The organism is Micromonospora sp. NPDC005171 (genome assembly GCF_040608575.1).
Classification (GTDB): domain Bacteria; phylum Actinomycetota; class Actinomycetes; order Mycobacteriales; family Micromonosporaceae; genus Micromonospora.
Genome location: NZ_JBEXIM010000005.1, coordinates 115,358 through 133,147 on the forward strand (window position 1 = coordinate 115,358; position 17,790 = coordinate 133,147).

A 17,790-nucleotide genomic window follows, 5' to 3' on the forward strand; every position below is an offset into this window, starting at 1 on the left:
CTACCTGCCGTGAGATGCCGCTATCAGGGTTCCGGCGTAGGGTGGCCTGGAGAGTTTTGACAGTGGACGCCGGTTCCGGCACGGGTTCGGTGAACGACAAGGAGTGAGGCTCAGCTGGTGACTGCTTCCGACGTCAGGGACTGCGACCCGGGCGACGGACGGCTCTCCACGCCGAGCACGACACGACCCTCGGCGTGGTCCGCCGACGTTCGCCGCCCCACCGCGGCCCTGCCGCCGCTGGCCCCCGACCGCGGTCAGGCCACGCCCGACTGGTTCGAAGTCGTCGAGCACTTCCGGGAGGGCCTCGTGGTCTGCGACGCCGATGGCGTCGTGCGGCATGTCAGCCCGGTGGCCGAGCGGTTGCTGCCCGAGGTGACGCCCGGCGAGCTGCTTAGCCCGGCCGGTGTGCCCGGCCTGAGCGAAGGCGTTCCCGGCGGCTTCACCCATCGCGGGCGTCGGCTCACCGCGCGCCAGGTGCCGCTCTCCGGTGCCCGCTGCTGCTGGTACGTCGAAGATGTCACCGACAGTGCCAGCCGGGCCGACGCGCTGCTCGCCGAACGGGCGCGCTCGGCGTTCCTGGCCGTGGTCGGCGACAAGCTGGGCAACCCTCTGCACCCCGACCGGGCCGCCGCCGCGGTCGTCCGACTCGCGGTGCCGACCCTGGCCGAGGTGGCGGTGCTGGTGCTCGCCCCGCGGGGCGGGCGGGCCCGCTGGTGGCGGGCCTCGCGCAGCGACGACGAGGCGCCGACGGTGGACAGCGGCGTACTACCCGGCGGCGACTTGCCGCCCGCCATCGCCGACGGGCTGACCGGGGTCGAGCCGCACGCGGTGGACTGGCTGGTCGAGCAGGCGGTCGACGCCGGTTGGCTGCCAGGGCTCGCCGGCATCGAGAGCGCCGCCCGGGTCGTCCCGCTGCCGGGCCGCGACGCGCCAGTCGGTGTGCTCCTGGTGGCCCGCCGTGCCACCCGCTGGTACGACGACGCCGATGTGGAGCTGGTCCGCGCATTCGCGGCGCGCGCCGGCGCGGCGTTGACCACCGCGCTGCTCTACCGCGACCAGGCGGAGGTGGCCGACACCCTCCAGGCCAGCCTGCTGCCGGTCGAGCCGGTCGAGGCCATCGGGGTGCAGTGGGGCACCGCGTACCGGCCCGCTCAGGCGGGGCTGCGCATCGGTGGCGACTTCTACGGTTCGCACCGGCTCACCGACGGTGGCTCGGTGTTCTTCCTCGGCGACGTGTCGGGCAAGGGCGTCGAAGCCGCCGTCTTCACCGGCCAGCTGCGCCAGTGCCTCCAGGCGCTGCACCGGTTGGAGTCGCACCCCGCGCGGTTGCTGCGGCTGCTCAACGACGCGCTGCTGGAGACCACCCAGGCGCACGGTCAGGGCCGCTTCGCCACGATAGTGCTCGGCGTGGCCCGCCCGGAGCGCGACGGCGGCCTCACCCTCACCATGGCCGGCGGCGGGCACCTGCCACCACTGGTGCTGCGCGCCTCCGGCGAGGTGGAGACGGTGCCGTTGCGCGGCATGCTGATCGGGGTGGTGCCCGACCCCCGCGTCGGGGAGGTGACCGTGCGGCTGGCGCCGGGCGAGACCTGCCTGCTCTACAGCGACGGCGTGACCGAGGCCCGGGGTGGCCGGCGCGACGAGCAGTTCGGCGCCGAGCGACTGGTCACCGCGCTGACCGGCTGCCAGCGAATGCCCGCGCCGGCCCTGGCCGAACGGGTCGAGCAGCTCACCTGCGACTGGCTTGCACAGGGCGACCACGACGACATCGCCGTGTTGGCGCTGCGGGCGGCCGGCCTGAGCGGGCGCAGCGTGCGGCACCTGCACTCGGTGCCCGCTGGCGTCGACCAGACAGAGGGAGCTGACGCGTGACCGCCGCCACGGCCACCATTGATCTCGGCGAGGCGTACTTCGGCTATCTGGGCCACCTCGCCGACGCCGACGAGTACGCCGCGACCGACCTGGCGATCGGCCTGCTCGACGCGGGCGTCCCGGCGGAGCGCGTGCTGCTCGACCTGATCGCGCCCGCCCAGGCCGAGGTGGGCGAGCGGTGGGCGCGCAACGAGTGGAGCGTCGCCCAGGAGCACGCGGCCACCCACATCAGCGAGCAGGTGGTGGCGGCGGTGTCCGCGCACGTCAGGCCCCGGCCGACCGGCGGTCGGGTGGTGGTCGCCTGCATGGACGGCGAGTGGCACGCCCTGCCGCCCCGGCTGGTGGCCGAGGTGCTGCGGTTACGCGGGTGGCAGGTGACTCTCCTGGGCGCCAGCGTGCCGGCGGCGCACCTGGTGTCGTACCTGCACCGCTACGACGCGCACGCGGTCGCGCTGGCATGCGCGCTGCCGATGCGCCTGCCGTACGCCCACCGGATGATCGAGGCCTGCCGGCGCTCGGACGTTCCGGTGGTGGTCGGTGGGCGTGGGTTCGGCGCGGACGGCCGGTGGGCGCGCCAGCTCGGGGTGGCCTGGGCGCCGGACGCGCCCTCGGCGGCCGAGCTGATCGCCGACGAACGGGCGCTGCGGGGGGTGCCGACGGCGCGGCTGGCCCACCTGGCCGACGACGAGTACGTCAGCCTGGTGCGCCGTCGCGGTGAGCTGATCGACAGCGCGTTGGCGGAGTTGCGGGAGCGGGTGCCGTCGGCACGGTCGTACACCGCCGCTCAGCTCGACGCGACAGTGAGCGATCTGGGCCACATAGTGGATTTCCTGGCGGCGGCGATCTACGTCGACGACGCCTCGTTGTTCACCGAGTTCGTGGAGTGGCTCGCGGGGATTCTGCGCAGTCGTGGGGTGCCCACCGGGGCGGTCGTCCTGCCGCTGGAGCACTACGCCGCCGCGTTGCGGGACTTCCCCCGGGCGGCGCGGGCGCTGGCGCTGGGATGTGCCGCGCTGCCCGGCGCGGCCCCCTGACCGACCCGCTGGTGACACCGGAGCGATCACCGCCCTCGGCGGCACCGGCGTCAGCTCTGCGTATACTTGCCGGACTGCAAACGTCCCACCCGAGGGTGGAGCGAGGGGGAGAACGGTGACGTTCAGCGTCAGCTACGTCGAGCGCGACGGTGGTGGCGCCTGCCTGCGGCTCGCGGGTGAGCTGGACCTGAGCACCGCCCCCGAGCTGACCGCCGCGATCGACCGGCTCACCGCGGCGGGCGAGACCCGGGTGCTGCTCGACCTCACCGACCTCACGTTCTGCGACTCCACCGGGATGGCCGTGTTCGTTCGGGGCGACAACCAGGCGGCGGCCGACGGGGGTTGGCTCCGGCTCACCGGCGCCAACGGGCGGGTCGAGCGGGTGCTGCGGGTGACCGGCCTCGCCGACGTGTTGCGCTACGAACCGGAGTCGGTCGACCCCGCGTCCCGCAGTGCTTCCTGATGGGCTAGATTTTCCCGCCAGCATTTCCCCGCCAACGCGGTGACCGTCAGGGTCCCGTCCCCGTCGACTCCGAGGCAGGTAGTGATGGGCGTAGACAGCCCGCAGCCGGTACGCATCCTGGTGGTCGACGACGACCCGGGCGACGTGCTCATGATCGAAGAGGCGCTGGCGGACTCCGACGTCGAGAAGATCATCGACGTGGTCAGTGACGGCGAGGAGGCGATGGAGTTTCTCCGCGCCGAGGGCCGGCACGAGCAGGCCCGCCGTCCGGACGTGATCCTGCTGGATCTGAACATGCCGCGGATGGACGGTCGGCAGGTGCTCGGCGCGGTCAAGCAGGACGAGGATCTGCGGACCATCCCGATCGTCGTGCTGACCACCTCCAACGCCGACACCGACATCGTCGGCAGCTACACCTTGCAGGCCAACGCGTACGTCACCAAGCCGATCGACCTCGACGACTTCAACGACGTGGTTCGCCGCATCGACGAGTTCTTCGGCCGGGTCGTCGTGCTGCCCAAGCGCGGCTGACGCCGGCGCCGCCCGCGCGCATGCTGAACATTTTTCCCGAACCCCCTCGGCGCGAGCGGTCGCGGCCGAGGATCCAGGTGGGAAAGTAACAGCAGCTGCCTGGGGGCGACAGTATGAGGTTCTCCGTCGTTGAGACCGGTTACGACCAGCGGCAGGTGGATTACTGCCTGGACGAGTTGGGGATCCGGTTGTCCCGACTCGCGGCGCGAGCCGAGGGCGCGGCCGGGGCGGCCCGGGAATGGGACGAGATCCGCCAGGAGGCGGCCTGGCTCAGCGGGCTCCTGCAACGACTGGACCTGGGCGACGCCGCCACCAACCGGCACGCCGGTGACTCGGTGCGGCGGGAGGCCGCGGAGATCCTGGCTCAGGCCCGCGTCGAGCTGGACGAGGCCCGCGAGGAGGCCCGGCGGGTGCGGGAGAGGGCGTACGCGGAGGCCGTGCAGGCCCGACGTGACTTCGAGGCGGCGCTGGACGCCCGTCGGCGGCGCGAGGCGCGGGTGGACGACATCCTCGACCAGGTGACTGTCGACCAGGTGCCCGCCGACACCCCGACCGCGGCTGCCGGCGTACCCGGAAGTCGGGTCGGAGTCGGCGGGCGGGACACGGGCGCCGAGCCCCCGCCCGGTCGTCGCTGAGCCGCGCCGGGCGCGGGGTGCCCGGCTCAGGCGGTGAGCGCCGCCGCGACGGTGGTCGCCCTATCCTCGTGCTGGGCGTACGCGTCGGGGTAGGCGGAGATCTGCACGGACTGGGCGGCTGCGGTGACGCTCATGTCCTGCCAGCCGGGGATCTCGTTGAGCGCGCTGTAGAACGCCCGCGCGGCGTACGACGGGCGCATCAGCTGCGCCACCGTGCCCCAGCCGCTGCTGGGCCGCTGCTGGAACAGCCCGACCGAGTCGTGGTCGGAGCCGCTGCCCTGGTTCGGGTACTCCGCCGACTCCGGCAGGACGTCGCTCGCCAGGTTGTAGAGGTTGCTCTCCTGCATGGCGGTGGCCAGCGCCACCACCAGGGCGCGGCGCGGCATCTTCATCTCCAAGCCGACGTCCACGATGATTTTCGCGTTGTCCATCTGGGCCTGGTCGAGGCCGGCCACGGGCCGGGGACGGCGGGGCTTGACCGGCTTCTTGGGCACCTTGCGGACGGCTGTGGGAGTGGGGGTGGGTTTCGCCGTCGGGCTGGGCAGGATCCGGGCGGGGGCGGCGTCGCGGTCCAGCGACCGGGAGGCGCGCTCGTCGGCGATCGCGGCGCGGTCGGCCACCGCCTCGGCGAGCGGCTCAACCGTACGGGGGGTGTCGTCGTTGCCTCGCGCGGTGGCGACCGCCACGAGGCTGAGGCAGCAGGTGACGCCGGTGGCCAGCGCCACCCGCAGCGGGGTCGAGCCCAGCAGGGCGCGCCGCCGCAGGTCGGGAGCGCGGTGACGGCCGATCGTCCGTTCGGTTGATGCGGCGTCGTCCGAGAGGGTGGTCGGGCGCGCGTCGGTCAGCTTCTGGGCGGAGGGGTCGTCGGGATGCACCTGCCGAGGTTAAAGAGCTGAATGCTCGATGCCAGTGGCCCGCACGGTGGCATGCGCCACAATTTGCCCAGATCATGCCGACTTTAGGGGGCAAAGCCTGAGCGAAGCTGGTCAACCTCGCGGATGCCTCCAGACGGTTATTCCCGACTTGCCGGGTGAATGCGCTCGCGGCGGGGGGCTCTCCGCCCGACGTCCGGCCGCGCTCCCGGGTCCACCGAACAGTCGACGTCAGGCCCACCAAAAGTGCGACGCCTCCTCGGCCGACCCCCCGGTGCGGGGGGCGTTGTCCGTAGATCTTGGACAGTTTCCGTTCGCAGAACGGAAACTGTCCAAGATCTACGTCGGCGGCGTAGCGAAGTGCCGCGACCGGCACGTATCGGTGCCGCGCCGCCGCGCCCGCGCCGCCGTGCCGCTTGACGCTTACGCCGCGCGTCAACCCGCCCCAAGATCGTGCTCGATCCAGGAAGTAGGGCCTTCAAGCAGGAACGATGCAACTACAACCAGGATCGAGCACGATCATGCGGGATTGAGGCGCCTTCGGACGGCAGATCCTCGGGCGGTGCCTTCTCAGCGGGTCAGCGTCGGCCGTTCTCGGCGGGCTAGTGTCGGCCGTTCTCGGCTGGGGTGACGGTCAGCCGGTGTCGGCTAGCGTCGCCGCTGGAGAACGGCCAGAGCCGGTCGGCGTACTCGACCAGATCGGCCAGTTGATCTCGGCTCAGGCCGGCTGAGGAGATTTCCGCGTGCACGTCGGCCCGGTACCGGCCGTCGTTGTCCCGCCCCAGCTTCGCCTCCGCCCGAACCTGCACGGTGTGCGCCTCGTCGGTGATCTCCCCGGCCACTTCCACTGCCGCGTGATGCAAGCAGGAGGCGAAGGCCGCTGCCAGCAACTGTTCCGGGGTGAGCCCGGTGCAGTGCGGCGCCAGCGGTGAGGCCAGCGCGGTGGAGAGCCCGCCATCGTCGGTGCGTACGTGACCGCCCTCGGCGGTCGCTGTGGCCTCACGCAGCCAGGAACTCTGATCCGGCATCGCGTTTCTCCCGTCGCTCACCGGCTCGGCTACCCCGCCGCCGCCCGACGAAACGCCGCGCCACCCCACGAAACCTGGCCGCCGCCCCGCGGCACCGGCTGCCACCCCGCGAACCCCGCCACCGCTCGGCGCAACCGGTCAGCCGTCGTGCTGTCAGCGCGCGGAGGGAAGGTTCGGCTCGTGGGCCACCGCCACCGCCTCGGTGGCCTCCGCGGCGGCGCGTTCGGTCCATGGCGACGTCGGAGCCGGCCGGCGGGTCGTCGGGATCGTCATCGGTACGTACACCCGGGCGTCCACGGCCTCGGCCAGCAGCAGCGCGGCGACCAGGCTGGTCGGGCGCTGCTCGGGGTCGTCGGCGAGGCAGGAGTGGCACAGGTCGACGACCTCGGGCGGGAGCCCGGCGATGTCGGGCAGCGGCTCCGGTGGCTGGCGGCGGCGTGCGAGCAGCAGTTCGCTGGCGGTCGCCGCGCGGTACGGCAGGCGGGCGGTGAGGCTGTAGTAGAGGAGCACGCCGAGGGCGTACATGTCGGCGGCGGGAGTGGCCGGCGCCTCGTCCAGTTGTTCGGGCGCCAGGTAGGCAGGGGTGCCCAGCACCATGCCGGTCGGCATCGGGTCCGGTGCTCCGGCGGCGATGGCGATGCCGAAGTCGAGCACCTTCACCCCGGCCGGGGTGAGCATGACGTTCGCGGGCTTGACGTCCCGGTGCACGATGCCCTCGGCGTGCGCGGCGGCCAGCGCGGCGGCGACCTCCGCGCAGACCCGCACCGCGATCCGCCAGTCCAGCGGCCCGGCGCGCAGGTGCACGGCGAGCGTCTCACCTTCGGCCAACTCCATCACGATGTAGGGCACCGGTCGACCGGGCCACGTCGAGGAGGTGCCGAAGTCGTGCACGCTCGCCACGTTGGGGTGTTCCAGGCGGGCCGCCGACCGGGCCTCCGCGCGGATCCGGTCCACCGGGCCGTCCCGGTCGTCGCGGCCGGGCGAGATGAGCTTCACCGCGACCGGTCGGTCCAGCACCTGGTCGTACGCCCGCCACACCTCGGACATCCCGCCCACCCCGATGCGCTGTTCGAGCCGGTACCGCCCGTCCAACGTGCGCATCGACCACTCCTCGTCGTTCTCGCCCCGCCGACGGCCGGGTGCTCTGATCGCGGTACCCCCGCTCCGAACTGGGCAAACCGGAGGCCGGTTCGGGGGCGGACGGCCCGGCGCACCTCGCTGCGCCGGGGCGGCGGGTGCGGTAGCTTGCGAGCCAGAGCCGGCGTCACCGATTGTGCCGGCACGGTCACCCGAGGGGGCGCGCGATGGGCGAGGTCGCCGTACGCTTCGTCGGCGGGCCCGCGGACGGCCTGGTCCGGCTGCTGCCGGCCGGGTCGGACGGCGCCCCACCCCAGCGCTGGATCATGCGGCACCCGGACGGCACGGGCCCGGTGCAGCCCGGCCCCGACCACCTCTATGAACGCGAGCGGCCCGACGAGGCGGGCGGCTGGAGCATGCGTTTCGTGCGTACCGACGCCTACGGGGTGTCCGAGTGACCATGAGGCGGGGCTGACCGGTGGCGTCGCCGGCGTCGCGTCGGCCCGGCCGCACAGCTGGTGCACAGCTTCCGCAGGGGCGCGGCACAGGCGTGGCGGACACGATGGGGCGCATGGTCATGAACGGGCAGGCCGCGCCGAGCCGGATCGAGCTGCGTCGCCCCGACGGGGAACCCGTCCGGGTGCTGGTGGTCGACGACGAACCCACGCTCACCGACCTGCTGTCGATGGCCCTGCGCTACGAGGGTTGGCAGGTCCGCACCGCCGGCAACGGCATGGCGGCGTTGAGCACCGCCCGACAGTTCCAGCCGGACGCCGTGGTGCTCGACGTCATGCTGCCCGACCTGGACGGCTTCCAGGTGCTGCGCCGGCTGCGGGAGCACGCCCCCACCGTGCCGGTGCTCTTCCTGACCGCCCGTGACGCGGTCGAGGAGCGCATCGCCGGGTTGACCGTCGGCGGCGACGACTACGTCACCAAGCCGTTCAGCCTGGAGGAGGTGATCGCCCGGCTGCGCGCGCTGCTGCGCCGTTCCGGGCTGGCGGTCGCCGCCCGGGAGGAGGCGGTGCTGACCGTCGGTGACCTCAGCCTCGACGAGGACAGCCACGAGGTCCGCCGGGCCGGCCAACTGGTCACCCTCACCGCCACCGAGTTCGAGCTGCTGCGCTACCTGATGCGCAACCCGCGCCGGGTGCTCAGCAAGGCGCAGATCCTCGACCGGGTGTGGAACTACGACTTCGGCGGCCAGGCCAACGTGGTGGAGTTGTACATCTCCTACCTGCGCAAGAAGATCGACGCCGGTCGGGCGCCGATGATCCACACACTGCGTGGCGCGGGTTATGTCCTCAAGCCCGCCGAGTAGCCGCCGCCCGCTGCGCGCTGTCCGCGGGTGGCTGGCCGGGCGTTCCCTGCGTACCCGACTGGTGTTTGCCCTGCTCGCGCTGCTGGCGTTGGTCAGCGTCGCCATCGGCGGCCTGACCACTGTGGCGCTGCGGCAGTTCCTGATCGACCGGCTCGACGCTCAACTCGCCCCCGCGACGGGTATGCGGGGCGACCGTCCGGGACGGCCGGCCTTCCCCGGCAACGGACCGGGAATCCCACCCGGGTTGCCGTCCGGTGTGGTGGTCGCCGAGATCACCGACGGGCGGGTGACAAGCGCCCGGACCCTGACCACCAGCGCCCCCAGCGCGGGCTCGTTCCCCGACGAGCAGTCCGTCCCGGCGCAGGAGGTCGCCGCGCTGGCGGGCCTGCCGGTCGACGCCAGACCGCGCACCGTCGACCTCGGCGACCGTGGTGACTACCGGGCCGTGGCCCGCCGGTACTGGGACGGCCGGGTACGCGTCGTCGCGATCCCTCTCGCCGGCGTCCAGGAGACCGTCTGGTGGATGGTCGCCGCGCAGGCCGCCGTGGCCGCCGTCGGGCTGGTCGTCGCCGGAGCCGCCGGCGCGCTGATCGTGCGGGCGACCCTGCGACCGCTCAACCGGGTGGCCGCCACCGCCACCCGGGTCACCGAGCTGCCCCTGGACCGGGGGGAGGTGGCGCTCGCCGTCCGGGTACCGGCCGCCGACACCGACCCGCGCACCGAGGTCGGTCAGGTCGGCGCGGCGCTGAACCGGATGCTGGGCCACGTCGCCGACGCGCTCTCCGCGCGGCAGGCCAGCGAGACCCGGGTACGCCAGTTCGTCGCCGACGCCAGCCACGAGTTGCGGACGCCTCTCGCGGCGATCCGCGGCTACGCCGAGGTGGCCCGGCGTGGCCGTGACGAGGTTCCCGCAGACGTGGCGCACGCGTTGCGCCGGGTGGAGTCGGAGAGCACCCGAATGACCAGCCTCGTCGACGACCTGCTGCTGCTGGCCCGCCTCGACACCGGCCGGCCACTCGCTGTCGAACCGGTCGACCTGACCGCCCTGGTGGTGGACGCGGTCAGCGACGCGCACGTCGCCGGCCCCGAGCACCGCTGGCAGCTCGAACTGCCGGAGGTGGCGATCCGGGTGCCCGGCGACGCCGCCCGACTGCACCAGGTGGTGGCGAACCTGCTCACCAACGCCCGGGTGCACACCCCGCCCGGCAGCACTGTCACCACCACCCTTGCGGTCGACGCCACCAGTGCCGTGCTCACCGTCGCCGACGACGGGCCCGGGGTGCCGGTGGAGCTGCAACCGGAGATGTTCGAGCGGTTCGCCCGGGGCGACAGCTCGCGGTCCCGCGCGCACGGCAGCACCGGCCTCGGCCTCGCCATCGTCGCGGCCGTGGTGGAGGCCCACCACGGCACCGTCGAGGTGCAGAGCCGTCCAGGTCGGACGATGTTCACCGTCCGACTGCCGAATCCCACAGCTGACGCATAGTCGGCCCACGGCACACCGGCGCTGCTGGTCAGCCGCCCAACATCTCGGTGAGGACCTCGACGACGCGCCGGGTGTGCCGCCCGTCCGGGTCCTCGTCGGCGTTCAGGTCGGTAACGCTCATCCCGAGCAGCCGGTCGGCGCGGGCCAGCGGCGTGACCAGCGCGATCAGGTCCGCCCAGCGTGGCCCGTTCGGCTCGGGGTAGGTCACCGCGGGCAGGTCGCGCGGGTCCACCACGTCCAGGTCGAGGTGCAGCCAGGCCGGCCCGTCGCCGTCGGCGGCCAGGTTCTCGCCGACCCTCGCCGCGCCCCGGCGGAGCAACTCGGCGGCGTTGACCTGGCGGATCGCCGGGTCGATCCGGGCCGCCTCGACCCGGCTGCTCTCGTCGGTGGCCGGGCGGTGCCCGATCAGGTGGACGCGGCTCGGCTCGATCAGCGCACCGCTGGGGCCGACGGCGGCGGCGGGGCCGTAACCGGTGACCACCGAGAGGTCCATGTCGGCGGCCTCGCCGGTCGGCGAGGTCGTGCCGTCGAGGAAGTCCGGGTGGGCGTCGACGAACCACAGGTCGGTCGCCGGGGGCAGGGCCCGGCAGATGCCGGGCAGGATCGCGCAGTCGCCGCCGAGCACCAGTGGTCGGTGGCCGTCCGCGATGAGCGCGCCGATCCGCGCGGCGATGGCCCCACCGGCCCGGACCAGGCCCGCCGCGCCGATCACCCCGCTCGCCGGGTCGCGGACCGGGTCGCGCAACCGCGCCTCGTCGATCCGCCCGTCGTCGTCGGCGGACAGGGCCTCGCGCAGGCCGGCCCGGCGCAGCGCGGCCGGGGCCCGCTCCTCGCCGCGCCCGGCACCGGAGGAGTCCAGCGGCGCGTCCACGATCATCCAGCGCACGTCCGCAGCGTACCGGCGCGATCGGGCTGTTCCGGCCACATTCTGTGGCGAGGCTGGGAGTACGCCGATGTGCCCGCGACGGCGACAGGGACCGGCGTACGGTGATGGACAAGTCCGGCTTTCTGGGTTAAAAGCCTCATCGGTGTACGCCTGGGACGCCGGTGTCGAGGCGGCGAGGGCAAGGAGCGATCGGTGGAACATCTGGCCTACCTGGACGCGGGGTCCGGCAGCCTGATCGTGCAGGCGGTCGTCGGCGGGGTGGCCGGCGCCGCGGTCGCCGCGAAGCTCTACTGGCGGCGGCTCGTCGACCGGTTCCGCCGGCAACCCACCGACCAGCGCTGAGCGGGCCAGTCCGACGATGGCGATCTCACCCACCGAGGTACGGCCCGAGCCGGCCTCCTTCCGCGACCCGGCCAACCGGGTGTTCCACGTCGGCGACGAGGTGTTGCGTGGGCTGGACCCGCAGGCCGCCGAGCACTGGCGGGCGCTGAGCGGCAGCGCGTTCTTCCCCGCGCTCGTCGCCGCCCGCAAGGTCTGCGCCACCGAGGACGCACCGCCGACCCTGGTGCCCGCCGCGACCGGAACGCCGTGGGCCGCCGTGCTGCGCCACGAGCGCATCCCGTTCGTATCCCACCCGTACGAGTGGTCGTTCAGCATGCTGCGCGACGCCGCCCTGCTGCACCTGGAGATCCTGAAAGCCGCGCTCGGCGAGGGTTTCACCACCAAGGACGGCTCGGCCTACAACCTCCAGTGGCGCGGCGCGAAACCGGTCTTCATCGACATCGGCTCCTTCGAGCCGGTCCGCGAGGGCGAACCGTGGGCCGGCTACCGGCAGTTCTGCCAGACCGTGCTCTACCCGCTGATGCTCACCGCCCACCTGGGCGTCGACTTCCAACCGTGGCTGCGCGCCCGGGTCGACGGCATCGAGGCCGACGAGCTGCGGCCGCTCTTCAACGGTGCCCGCCGGCTGCGCCCCGGCGTGCTGACCCACCTGCACCTGCACGGGGCCATGCAGCAACGCAACGCCGCCGCCAGCACCACCGAAGTCCGGGACCAACTGCGGGCCGCCGGCTTCTCCCGGGAGTTGCTGCTCGCCACCGTACGCGGCATCGAGAAACTGGTCCGCAAGCTGGACCGCCGCCCGCCGGAGAGCCACTGGTCGGACTACCAACGCACCTGTGGCTACTCGGCCCGTGACCGGGTGGCGAAGGAGCAGTTCGTGGCCGTCGCGGTGGCCGCCGGCGCCCGCCCCCGCCTGGTGCTCGACCTCGGCGCCAACGACGGCCGGTACTCCCGGCTGGCGGCCGGGCACGCCGACTACGTGGTCGCCGTCGAGCAGGACCCGACCGTCGTCGACGAGCTGTACCGACAACTGCGCGCCGAGGGGCAGCGCCGCATCCTGCCGCTGGTGCTGGACCTGGCCGACCCCTCGCCGGGTGGCGGCTGGCGGGGCGTCGAACGGGCCGGCTTCGCCGAGCGGGCGTCCGCCGACGTGGTGCTCGCCCTGGCCGTGGTGCACCACCTGGCGATCGGGCGCAACGTGCCGCTGCCGGAGGTCATCGACTGGCTGGCCGGGTTGACCGCGCCGGGCGGCGCGGTGGTGGTGGAGTTCGTCCACCCGGAGGACCCGATGGCGACCCGGCTGCTGGCCAACAAGCCCGCCGGTCTCTTCCCGGACTATCGACGCGACACCTTCGAGACGTTGCTCGCCGCCCGGGGGCGGATCACCGACCGGCTGGAACTGCCCTCCGGCACCCGCACGCTCTACCGGACGGTGATGGGTGGCTGAACCGGCCTCCGCCGACCCGTCGGCCCCGCCCGAGCGGCCGTCCCCGACACCCGAGCGGTGGGACCGGGGCTGGCGAGGTGAGCTGAGTCGGCTGCTGGAGATCGTCGCGCTGGTCGGTCTCGTGGTCACCCAGCCGCTTCTGGACGTGCTCGGCCGCAGCCCCGACTTCTTCCTCTTCCACAGCGCCGACCCGGCCCAGATCCTGCTGCTGGTCGCCCTGGTGGCGGTGCTCCCCACCCTCGGGGTGGCGCTGCTCGGCGCGCTCAGCCGACTGGCCGGCCGGACCGTCCGCGCCATCACCCACACCGGGCTGGTCGGGCTGCTGGTCGCCGCCCTCGCCGTGCAGGTGGGCCGACACGTGACGCCACTTCGGGGCGTACCCCTGCTGCTGGTGGCCGGTCTGGCCGGAGCCGCCGGCGCGGCCGCGCACCGGCGGTGGCGGGCGCCGGGCCGGGTGCTGCGACTGGCCGCCGCCGGCCCGGCGGCCTTCGTGGCGCTCTTCCTGCTCGCCTCACCCACCTCGGCGGTGGTCGTGCCGCGCGGCGACGGCGGCGCGGCCGGCACCGCGCAGGGTTCGGCCGTGCACCCGCCGGTGGTCATGCTGATCCTCGACGAGCTGCCGTTGGTCAGCCTGCTCGGCGCGGACGGAAAGATCGACGCCGGGCGGTACCCGCACTTCGCCGAGCTGGCCGGCGGCGCCACCTGGTACCGCAACTCCACAGGGGTCAGCGGGTGGACGCCGAACGCACTGCCGGCGATGCTCACCGGCCGCTACCCGGCCAAGCCGGTCGCCCCGCACTACTCCCAGTACCCGGACAACATGTTCACCGCGTTCGGCGGCCTGTACGACATCCGCGCCGAGGAGAGCATCACCCGGCTCTGCCCACCCAGTCGCTGCGAGCAGCCGGTCACCCCGGAGCGAGGTCTCGGCGTGCTGGTCCGGGAGACCGGCAAGCTGCTCGGCCGGGTCGCCGGGCCGACCGAGAGCGCTGTCGACCCGGAAGACTCCTACCGTGAGCAGACCCGGGCCGAGGCCGGCCTGGACGCCGCCGAACCGGTGCCGGCCGACCCGAAGTTCCGCTGGGACAGCCTGGACGACAACCAACCGGCCCGGTTCACCAGTTTCCTCGCCGGGCTGAAGCCGACGACCCGGCCCACCCTGCACTTCCTGCACCTGCTGATGCCGCACTCACCGTGGGCGTACCTGCCGTCCGGGGCGCGCTACGACGCCCCCGAGGACCTACCCAACGACGGCGCCGGGTGGGTCGACCTGGCCCGGCAGCGGCACCTCGCCCAGCTTGGCTACACCGACCGGCTGATCGGCGAGACGCTGCGGACGCTGCGCGCCAACGGCCTCTACGACCAGGCCCTCGTCGTGGTGACCGCCGACCACGGGGTCAGCTTCCGTCCCGGCGCCCAGGGTCGGGGCATGGACGCCATCAAGGCCGCCGCCGGCGAGGTCGCCTGGGTGCCGACGTTCGTCAAGGAGCCCGGACAACAAACCGGCCGGGTGGACGACCGCAACTGGGAACACGTCGACCTGCTGCCGACGGTGGCCGACGAGGCCGGCGTCCGCTTGCCGTGGCGGGTCGACGGGCGCTCGGCCCGGCAGGCCCCCCGCACCGACGGTACGAAACACTTCTACGACCGCCCCGGCGAACCTGTCACCTTCCCCGGTGGCGTACCCACCCCGCCGCCCCTGCCGACCCCGCACCCCCTGGTCGGCACCGAGGTACGCGCCGGCCCCGCCGCCGGCAGCGCCCGGGTCGCCGACCTGGCCGCGTTCACCGCCACGGACCCGGACACCGGCACCCTCCCGGCGCTCGTCTGGGGCGACGTCCCGGACCGGATCCCGGACGGCACCCTCCTTGCCGTCGCCGTCAACGGTCGCATCGGGGCCGTCGTCCCGGTGGTGCCGGCCGACCCCGGCGGACGCCGGTTCGCCGCGCTGCTCGCCGACGACAAGCTGTTCCACGCCAAGAGCAACAAGCTCGACGTCTTCCAGGTCGCGACGGACGGTACGCTGCGACGCCTCGCCCTGTCGTGACTGTGCTTCCGGGGTTGGTTCGGCCTGGCTTCCGGGGTCGGTTCGGCCTGGCTTCCGGGGTTGGTTCGGCCTGGCTCTCCGGAGTCGGTCCGGTCTGGTCCCGGTTGGCGGGATGGCGGGTTTCCCGGCCGCCCGGTCGGGAATCGGGTGACGCATACCTCACCGCCGAACCACGGCGGGCGTTGTCCCCCGAGCCGCAATTACGGTAGAAGCGAAGGCAATTCAACGTAGATCTGCCGGCGAAGCGAGGAACCACATGACGGAAGTCAAGCTCGATCACCCCGGTGGGCAGCTGTCGATGCCGGTGCATCCTGCGGTCGAGGGCCCCGCCGGTATCGGGGTGAGCAAGTTGCTGAAGGAAACCGGGATGACGACGTACGACCCCGGTTTCGTCAACACCGCCGCTGCCTCATCCGCGATCACCTACATCGACGGCGACGCGGGCATCCTGCGTTACCGGGGGTACCCGATCGAGCAGCTGGCCGAGAAGTCCTCCTTCCTGGAGGTCTCCTACCTGCTCATCTACGGTGAGCTGCCGACCGAGCAGCAGCTGACCGAGTTCACCGAGTGGATTCGGCGGCACTCGCTGCTGCACGAGGAGATGCGCCGCTTCTTCGACGGCTTCCCCCGGGACGCCCACCCGATGGCGGTGCTCTCGTCCGCGGTGAGCGCCCTGTCCACCTTCTACCAGGACAGCCTGGACCCGTTCGACTCCGAGCACGTGGAGATCTCCACGGTCCGGCTGATGGCGAAGGTCCCCACCATCGCCTCGTACGCGTACAAGAAGTCCATCGGTCAGCCGCTGCTGTACCCGGACAACTCGCTGGGGTACGTGGACAACCTGCTGCGGATGACGTTCGGCGTGCCGGCGGAGCCGTACGAGGTCGACCCGGTGATGTCGAAGGTGCTGGACATGCTCTTCGTCCTGCACGCCGACCACGAGCAGAACTGCTCCACGTCGACCGTCCGCCTGGTCGGTTCCAGCAACGCCAACCTGTTCGCCTCGGTCTCGGCCGGCGTGAACGCGCTGTTCGGCCCCCTGCACGGCGGCGCCAACCAGGCGGTGCTGGAGATGCTCCAGCAGATCCACGCCGGCGACGGCGACGTCCGGTCCTTCGTCCGCAAGGTCAAGGACAAGCAGGACGGCGTCAAGCTGATGGGCTTCGGCCACCGGGTCTACAAGAACTACGACCCGCGGGCGGCGATCGTCAAGAAGGCCGCGCAGGACGTGCTGGGCCGGATGGCCAAGCCGGACCCGCTGCTGGACATCGCCATGGAGTTGGAGGAGATCGCCCTCGCCGACGACTTCTTCGTCTCCCGTCGGCTCTACCCGAACGTGGACTTCTACACCGGCCTGATCTACAAGGCCATGGGCTTCCCGACCAAGATGTTCACGGTGCTCTTCGCGCTCGGCCGGCTCCCCGGCTGGATCGCCCAGTGGCGCGAGATGATCAACGATCCGGAGACCAAGATCGGCCGTCCGCGGCAGGTCTACGTCGGCTCCGCCGAGCGGGACTACGTCCCCTTCGGCGAGCGCTGACCCGCTCCCCGCTTCACCAGCAGGCCGTCGACCCCGCCGGGTCGGCGGCCTGCCGCGTTCGGTGCGTGGTCGGCGCTTGGCGTGACCGGTGCGTGGTCGGCGCTTGGCGTGATCGACTCGGGTTCCTTGAAGGCGCGGTGTTTCTCGTGCCGGGACAACCCGACTTCCAGGAAGCCGAGTCGATCAAGCGCGAGGTGATGGTGGCCCCCAGGCCCCAGGCCCCGGGCCCCGGGTGGTCGGGTCCGGGCCTTGGGCCTCGAGTGGTCGGCCTCGGGCGTTGGGCTTCGGGGGTCGGCGCTCGGCGTGATCGACTCGGGTTCCTTGAAGGCGCGGTGTTCTTCGTGCCGGGACACCCCGACTTCGAGGAAGCCGAGTCGATCAAGCGCGGGACGTTGGGGTGGCCCTCTGGCGGTGGGCGGTCGGCGATGGGGCGGGCGGTCAGAAGGCGGAGATGTCCTGTGCCCGCTCGCTGCGGCTGAGCGCGCTGATCAGCGCGGACTGACCACGGCGGCGTACTGCCAGTCGGACCAGCAGGTCGCGGACGGGGTCGAAGACATCCGCCGGGAACTCCGGCGTGGGTAGGCCGACGCTCACCGCGAGGTCGTCGGAGTGGACGACGATCTCCAGCTGACGGGTGAGCAGGAAGTCCCCGCGCCGCAGCGACCAGCCCTGCCACGGAATCGGCACGACCTCACGGGCGGCACCCCGGCAGAGCAGGTCGCCGACCATTTCCAGCGCGTCGGCGGAGCGGGCGTGCAGATCTGCTGGTCCGCGTGCCGCGTCCGCCTCGTCGGGGCCCTCGGCGACCGACTCCTCGTCCGGGGTGCCCTCGCTGACCCAGGGGGCCTGCTCGTAGTGGTTGTCGGCCGAATCCAACGTCGGTAGGTCGGTCGGCATCGGCAGCAGCTCCGCCGCGCGTACCGCCTGACGGCCCAGGTGGCAGGCCAGGCCACCCACGGACAGGTGCGGCAGCGCGCTCGGGCTCGACCACTGCTCGGACACCTCGGGACGTCGGATCAACTCCAGGGCGATCGAGGCGGCGGTCGGAAAGGCGGCATCCAGGGCGTCGACAGCACGAGACATTCGCACATCCTGACAGCCGCGGCCGACTGGCGCTGGGGCCGCGCGTCCCGCCGGACGGGCGCCGGGCCGCGCGCCCCGCCAGACCGGCGGCCCGGCCGACGGCTTGACCGATCGGCGGCGGCCCCGCGCCCG

At 72.8% G+C, this 17,790-nt stretch carries 17 protein-coding genes; 12 read left to right on the forward strand and 5 right to left on the reverse strand.

Annotation, left to right across the window (positions count from 1 at the left end):
* Positions 1–117 precede the first annotated feature (117 nt).
* The 5 genes from ABZU74_RS10440 (at position 118) to ABZU74_RS10460 (ending at position 4,535) form a co-directional block, all read left to right on the forward strand.
* Entirely contained in the window at positions 118–1,872 is a 1,755-nt protein-coding gene (locus tag ABZU74_RS10440; protein WP_355420872.1) for a PP2C family protein-serine/threonine phosphatase, read from the forward strand.
* The gene (locus tag ABZU74_RS10445) at positions 1,869–2,906 is read left to right on the forward strand and encodes a cobalamin-dependent protein (protein WP_355420874.1); all 1,038 of its coding nucleotides are present in this window, start codon (positions 1,869–1,871) and stop codon (positions 2,904–2,906) included. Before ABZU74_RS10440 ends, ABZU74_RS10445 begins: the two co-directional genes overlap by 4 nt.
* A gap of 115 nt (positions 2,907–3,021) precedes the next feature.
* Positions 3,022–3,369, forward strand: coding sequence for an STAS domain-containing protein (locus tag ABZU74_RS10450; protein WP_355420876.1), 348 nt, complete (start codon positions 3,022–3,024; stop codon positions 3,367–3,369).
* Positions 3,370–3,453: 84 nt separating this feature from the next.
* Complete coding sequence (locus ABZU74_RS10455; RefSeq protein WP_355420879.1) at positions 3,454–3,900, forward strand: response regulator; 447 nt, start codon at positions 3,454–3,456, stop codon at positions 3,898–3,900.
* A gap of 113 nt (positions 3,901–4,013) precedes the next feature.
* Complete coding sequence (locus ABZU74_RS10460) at positions 4,014–4,535, forward strand: ATPase (protein ID WP_355420882.1); 522 nt, start codon at positions 4,014–4,016, stop codon at positions 4,533–4,535.
* Positions 4,536–4,561: 26 nt separating this feature from the next.
* Here the strand turns inward: ABZU74_RS10460 and ABZU74_RS10465 are convergent, their stop codons facing one another.
* From ABZU74_RS10465 to ABZU74_RS10475, 3 genes are all read right to left on the reverse strand, one after another.
* Positions 4,562–5,410, reverse strand: a complete 849-nt coding sequence (locus ABZU74_RS10465) for a hypothetical protein (RefSeq protein WP_355420885.1) — start codon at positions 5,408–5,410, stop codon at positions 4,562–4,564.
* A gap of 599 nt (positions 5,411–6,009) precedes the next feature.
* Positions 6,010–6,435: an OsmC family protein gene (locus tag ABZU74_RS10470; protein ID WP_030332593.1), complete on the reverse strand. Its 426-nt coding sequence runs from the start codon at positions 6,433–6,435 to the stop codon at positions 6,010–6,012.
* A 153-nt stretch (positions 6,436–6,588) separates the two neighbouring features.
* Positions 6,589–7,536, reverse strand: a complete 948-nt coding sequence (locus ABZU74_RS10475; RefSeq protein ID WP_355420888.1) for a serine/threonine-protein kinase — start codon at positions 7,534–7,536, stop codon at positions 6,589–6,591.
* Between the two features lie 203 nt (positions 7,537–7,739).
* Between ABZU74_RS10475 and ABZU74_RS10480 the strand changes: the two genes are divergently transcribed.
* The 3 genes from ABZU74_RS10480 (at position 7,740) to ABZU74_RS10490 (ending at position 10,313) form a co-directional block, all read left to right on the forward strand.
* On the forward strand, positions 7,740–7,970 hold the full coding sequence (locus tag ABZU74_RS10480) for a hypothetical protein (protein WP_355420891.1): 231 nt from the start codon (positions 7,740–7,742) through the stop codon (positions 7,968–7,970).
* Between the two features lie 113 nt (positions 7,971–8,083).
* Entirely contained in the window at positions 8,084–8,830 is a 747-nt protein-coding gene (locus ABZU74_RS10485; protein ID WP_355420894.1) for a response regulator transcription factor, read from the forward strand.
* 31 nt (positions 8,831–8,861) lie between these two features.
* Positions 8,862–10,313: a HAMP domain-containing sensor histidine kinase gene (locus ABZU74_RS10490; RefSeq protein ID WP_355421380.1), complete on the forward strand. Its 1,452-nt coding sequence runs from the start codon at positions 8,862–8,864 to the stop codon at positions 10,311–10,313.
* A gap of 28 nt (positions 10,314–10,341) precedes the next feature.
* Here the strand turns inward: ABZU74_RS10490 and ABZU74_RS10495 are convergent, their stop codons facing one another.
* Complete coding sequence (locus ABZU74_RS10495; RefSeq protein ID WP_355421383.1) at positions 10,342–11,190, reverse strand: arginase family protein; 849 nt, start codon at positions 11,188–11,190, stop codon at positions 10,342–10,344.
* A gap of 201 nt (positions 11,191–11,391) precedes the next feature.
* Between ABZU74_RS10495 and ABZU74_RS10500 the strand changes: the two genes are divergently transcribed.
* The 4 genes from ABZU74_RS10500 (at position 11,392) to ABZU74_RS10515 (ending at position 16,575) form a co-directional block, all read left to right on the forward strand.
* Complete coding sequence (locus ABZU74_RS10500) at positions 11,392–11,541, forward strand: hypothetical protein (protein ID WP_165947858.1); 150 nt, start codon at positions 11,392–11,394, stop codon at positions 11,539–11,541.
* 16 nt (positions 11,542–11,557) lie between these two features.
* Complete coding sequence (locus ABZU74_RS10505; RefSeq protein WP_355420897.1) at positions 11,558–12,988, forward strand: class I SAM-dependent methyltransferase; 1,431 nt, start codon at positions 11,558–11,560, stop codon at positions 12,986–12,988.
* Positions 12,981–15,035: a sulfatase-like hydrolase/transferase gene (locus tag ABZU74_RS10510; RefSeq protein ID WP_355420900.1), complete on the forward strand. Its 2,055-nt coding sequence runs from the start codon at positions 12,981–12,983 to the stop codon at positions 15,033–15,035. The genes ABZU74_RS10505 and ABZU74_RS10510 overlap by 8 nt, the downstream gene beginning before the upstream one ends.
* A gap of 256 nt (positions 15,036–15,291) precedes the next feature.
* Complete coding sequence (locus tag ABZU74_RS10515; protein ID WP_112698363.1) at positions 15,292–16,575, forward strand: citrate synthase; 1,284 nt, start codon at positions 15,292–15,294, stop codon at positions 16,573–16,575.
* Positions 16,576–17,013: 438 nt separating this feature from the next.
* Here the strand turns inward: ABZU74_RS10515 and ABZU74_RS10520 are convergent, their stop codons facing one another.
* Positions 17,014–17,658 (reverse strand): maleylpyruvate isomerase N-terminal domain-containing protein, encoded by a 645-nt coding sequence (locus ABZU74_RS10520; protein ID WP_355420903.1) that lies wholly within the window; start codon positions 17,656–17,658, stop codon positions 17,014–17,016.
* Between the last annotated feature and the right edge of the window lie 132 nt (positions 17,659–17,790).

Excerpts from the sequence above, each read along its gene's own strand:
- ABZU74_RS10475 (WP_355420888.1), bottom strand. The coding sequence starts at position 7,536 with ATGCGCACGTTGGACGGGCGGTACCGGCTCGAACAGCGCATCGGGGTG.
- ABZU74_RS10495 (WP_355421383.1), bottom strand. The coding sequence starts at position 11,190 with ATGATCGTGGACGCGCCGCTGGACTCCTCCGGTGCCGGGCGCGGCGAG.
- ABZU74_RS10455 (WP_355420879.1), top strand. The coding sequence starts at position 3,454 with ATGGGCGTAGACAGCCCGCAGCCGGTACGCATCCTGGTGGTCGACGAC.
- ABZU74_RS10485 (WP_355420894.1), top strand. The coding sequence starts at position 8,084 with ATGGTCATGAACGGGCAGGCCGCGCCGAGCCGGATCGAGCTGCGTCGC.
- ABZU74_RS10470 (WP_030332593.1), bottom strand. The coding sequence starts at position 6,435 with ATGCCGGATCAGAGTTCCTGGCTGCGTGAGGCCACAGCGACCGCCGAG.
- ABZU74_RS10480 (WP_355420891.1), top strand. The coding sequence starts at position 7,740 with ATGGGCGAGGTCGCCGTACGCTTCGTCGGCGGGCCCGCGGACGGCCTG.
- ABZU74_RS10515 (WP_112698363.1), top strand. The coding sequence starts at position 15,292 with ATGACGGAAGTCAAGCTCGATCACCCCGGTGGGCAGCTGTCGATGCCG.
- ABZU74_RS10520 (WP_355420903.1), bottom strand. The coding sequence starts at position 17,658 with ATGTCTCGTGCTGTCGACGCCCTGGATGCCGCCTTTCCGACCGCCGCC.
- ABZU74_RS10460 (WP_355420882.1), top strand. The coding sequence starts at position 4,014 with ATGAGGTTCTCCGTCGTTGAGACCGGTTACGACCAGCGGCAGGTGGAT.
- ABZU74_RS10505 (WP_355420897.1), top strand. The coding sequence starts at position 11,558 with ATGGCGATCTCACCCACCGAGGTACGGCCCGAGCCGGCCTCCTTCCGC.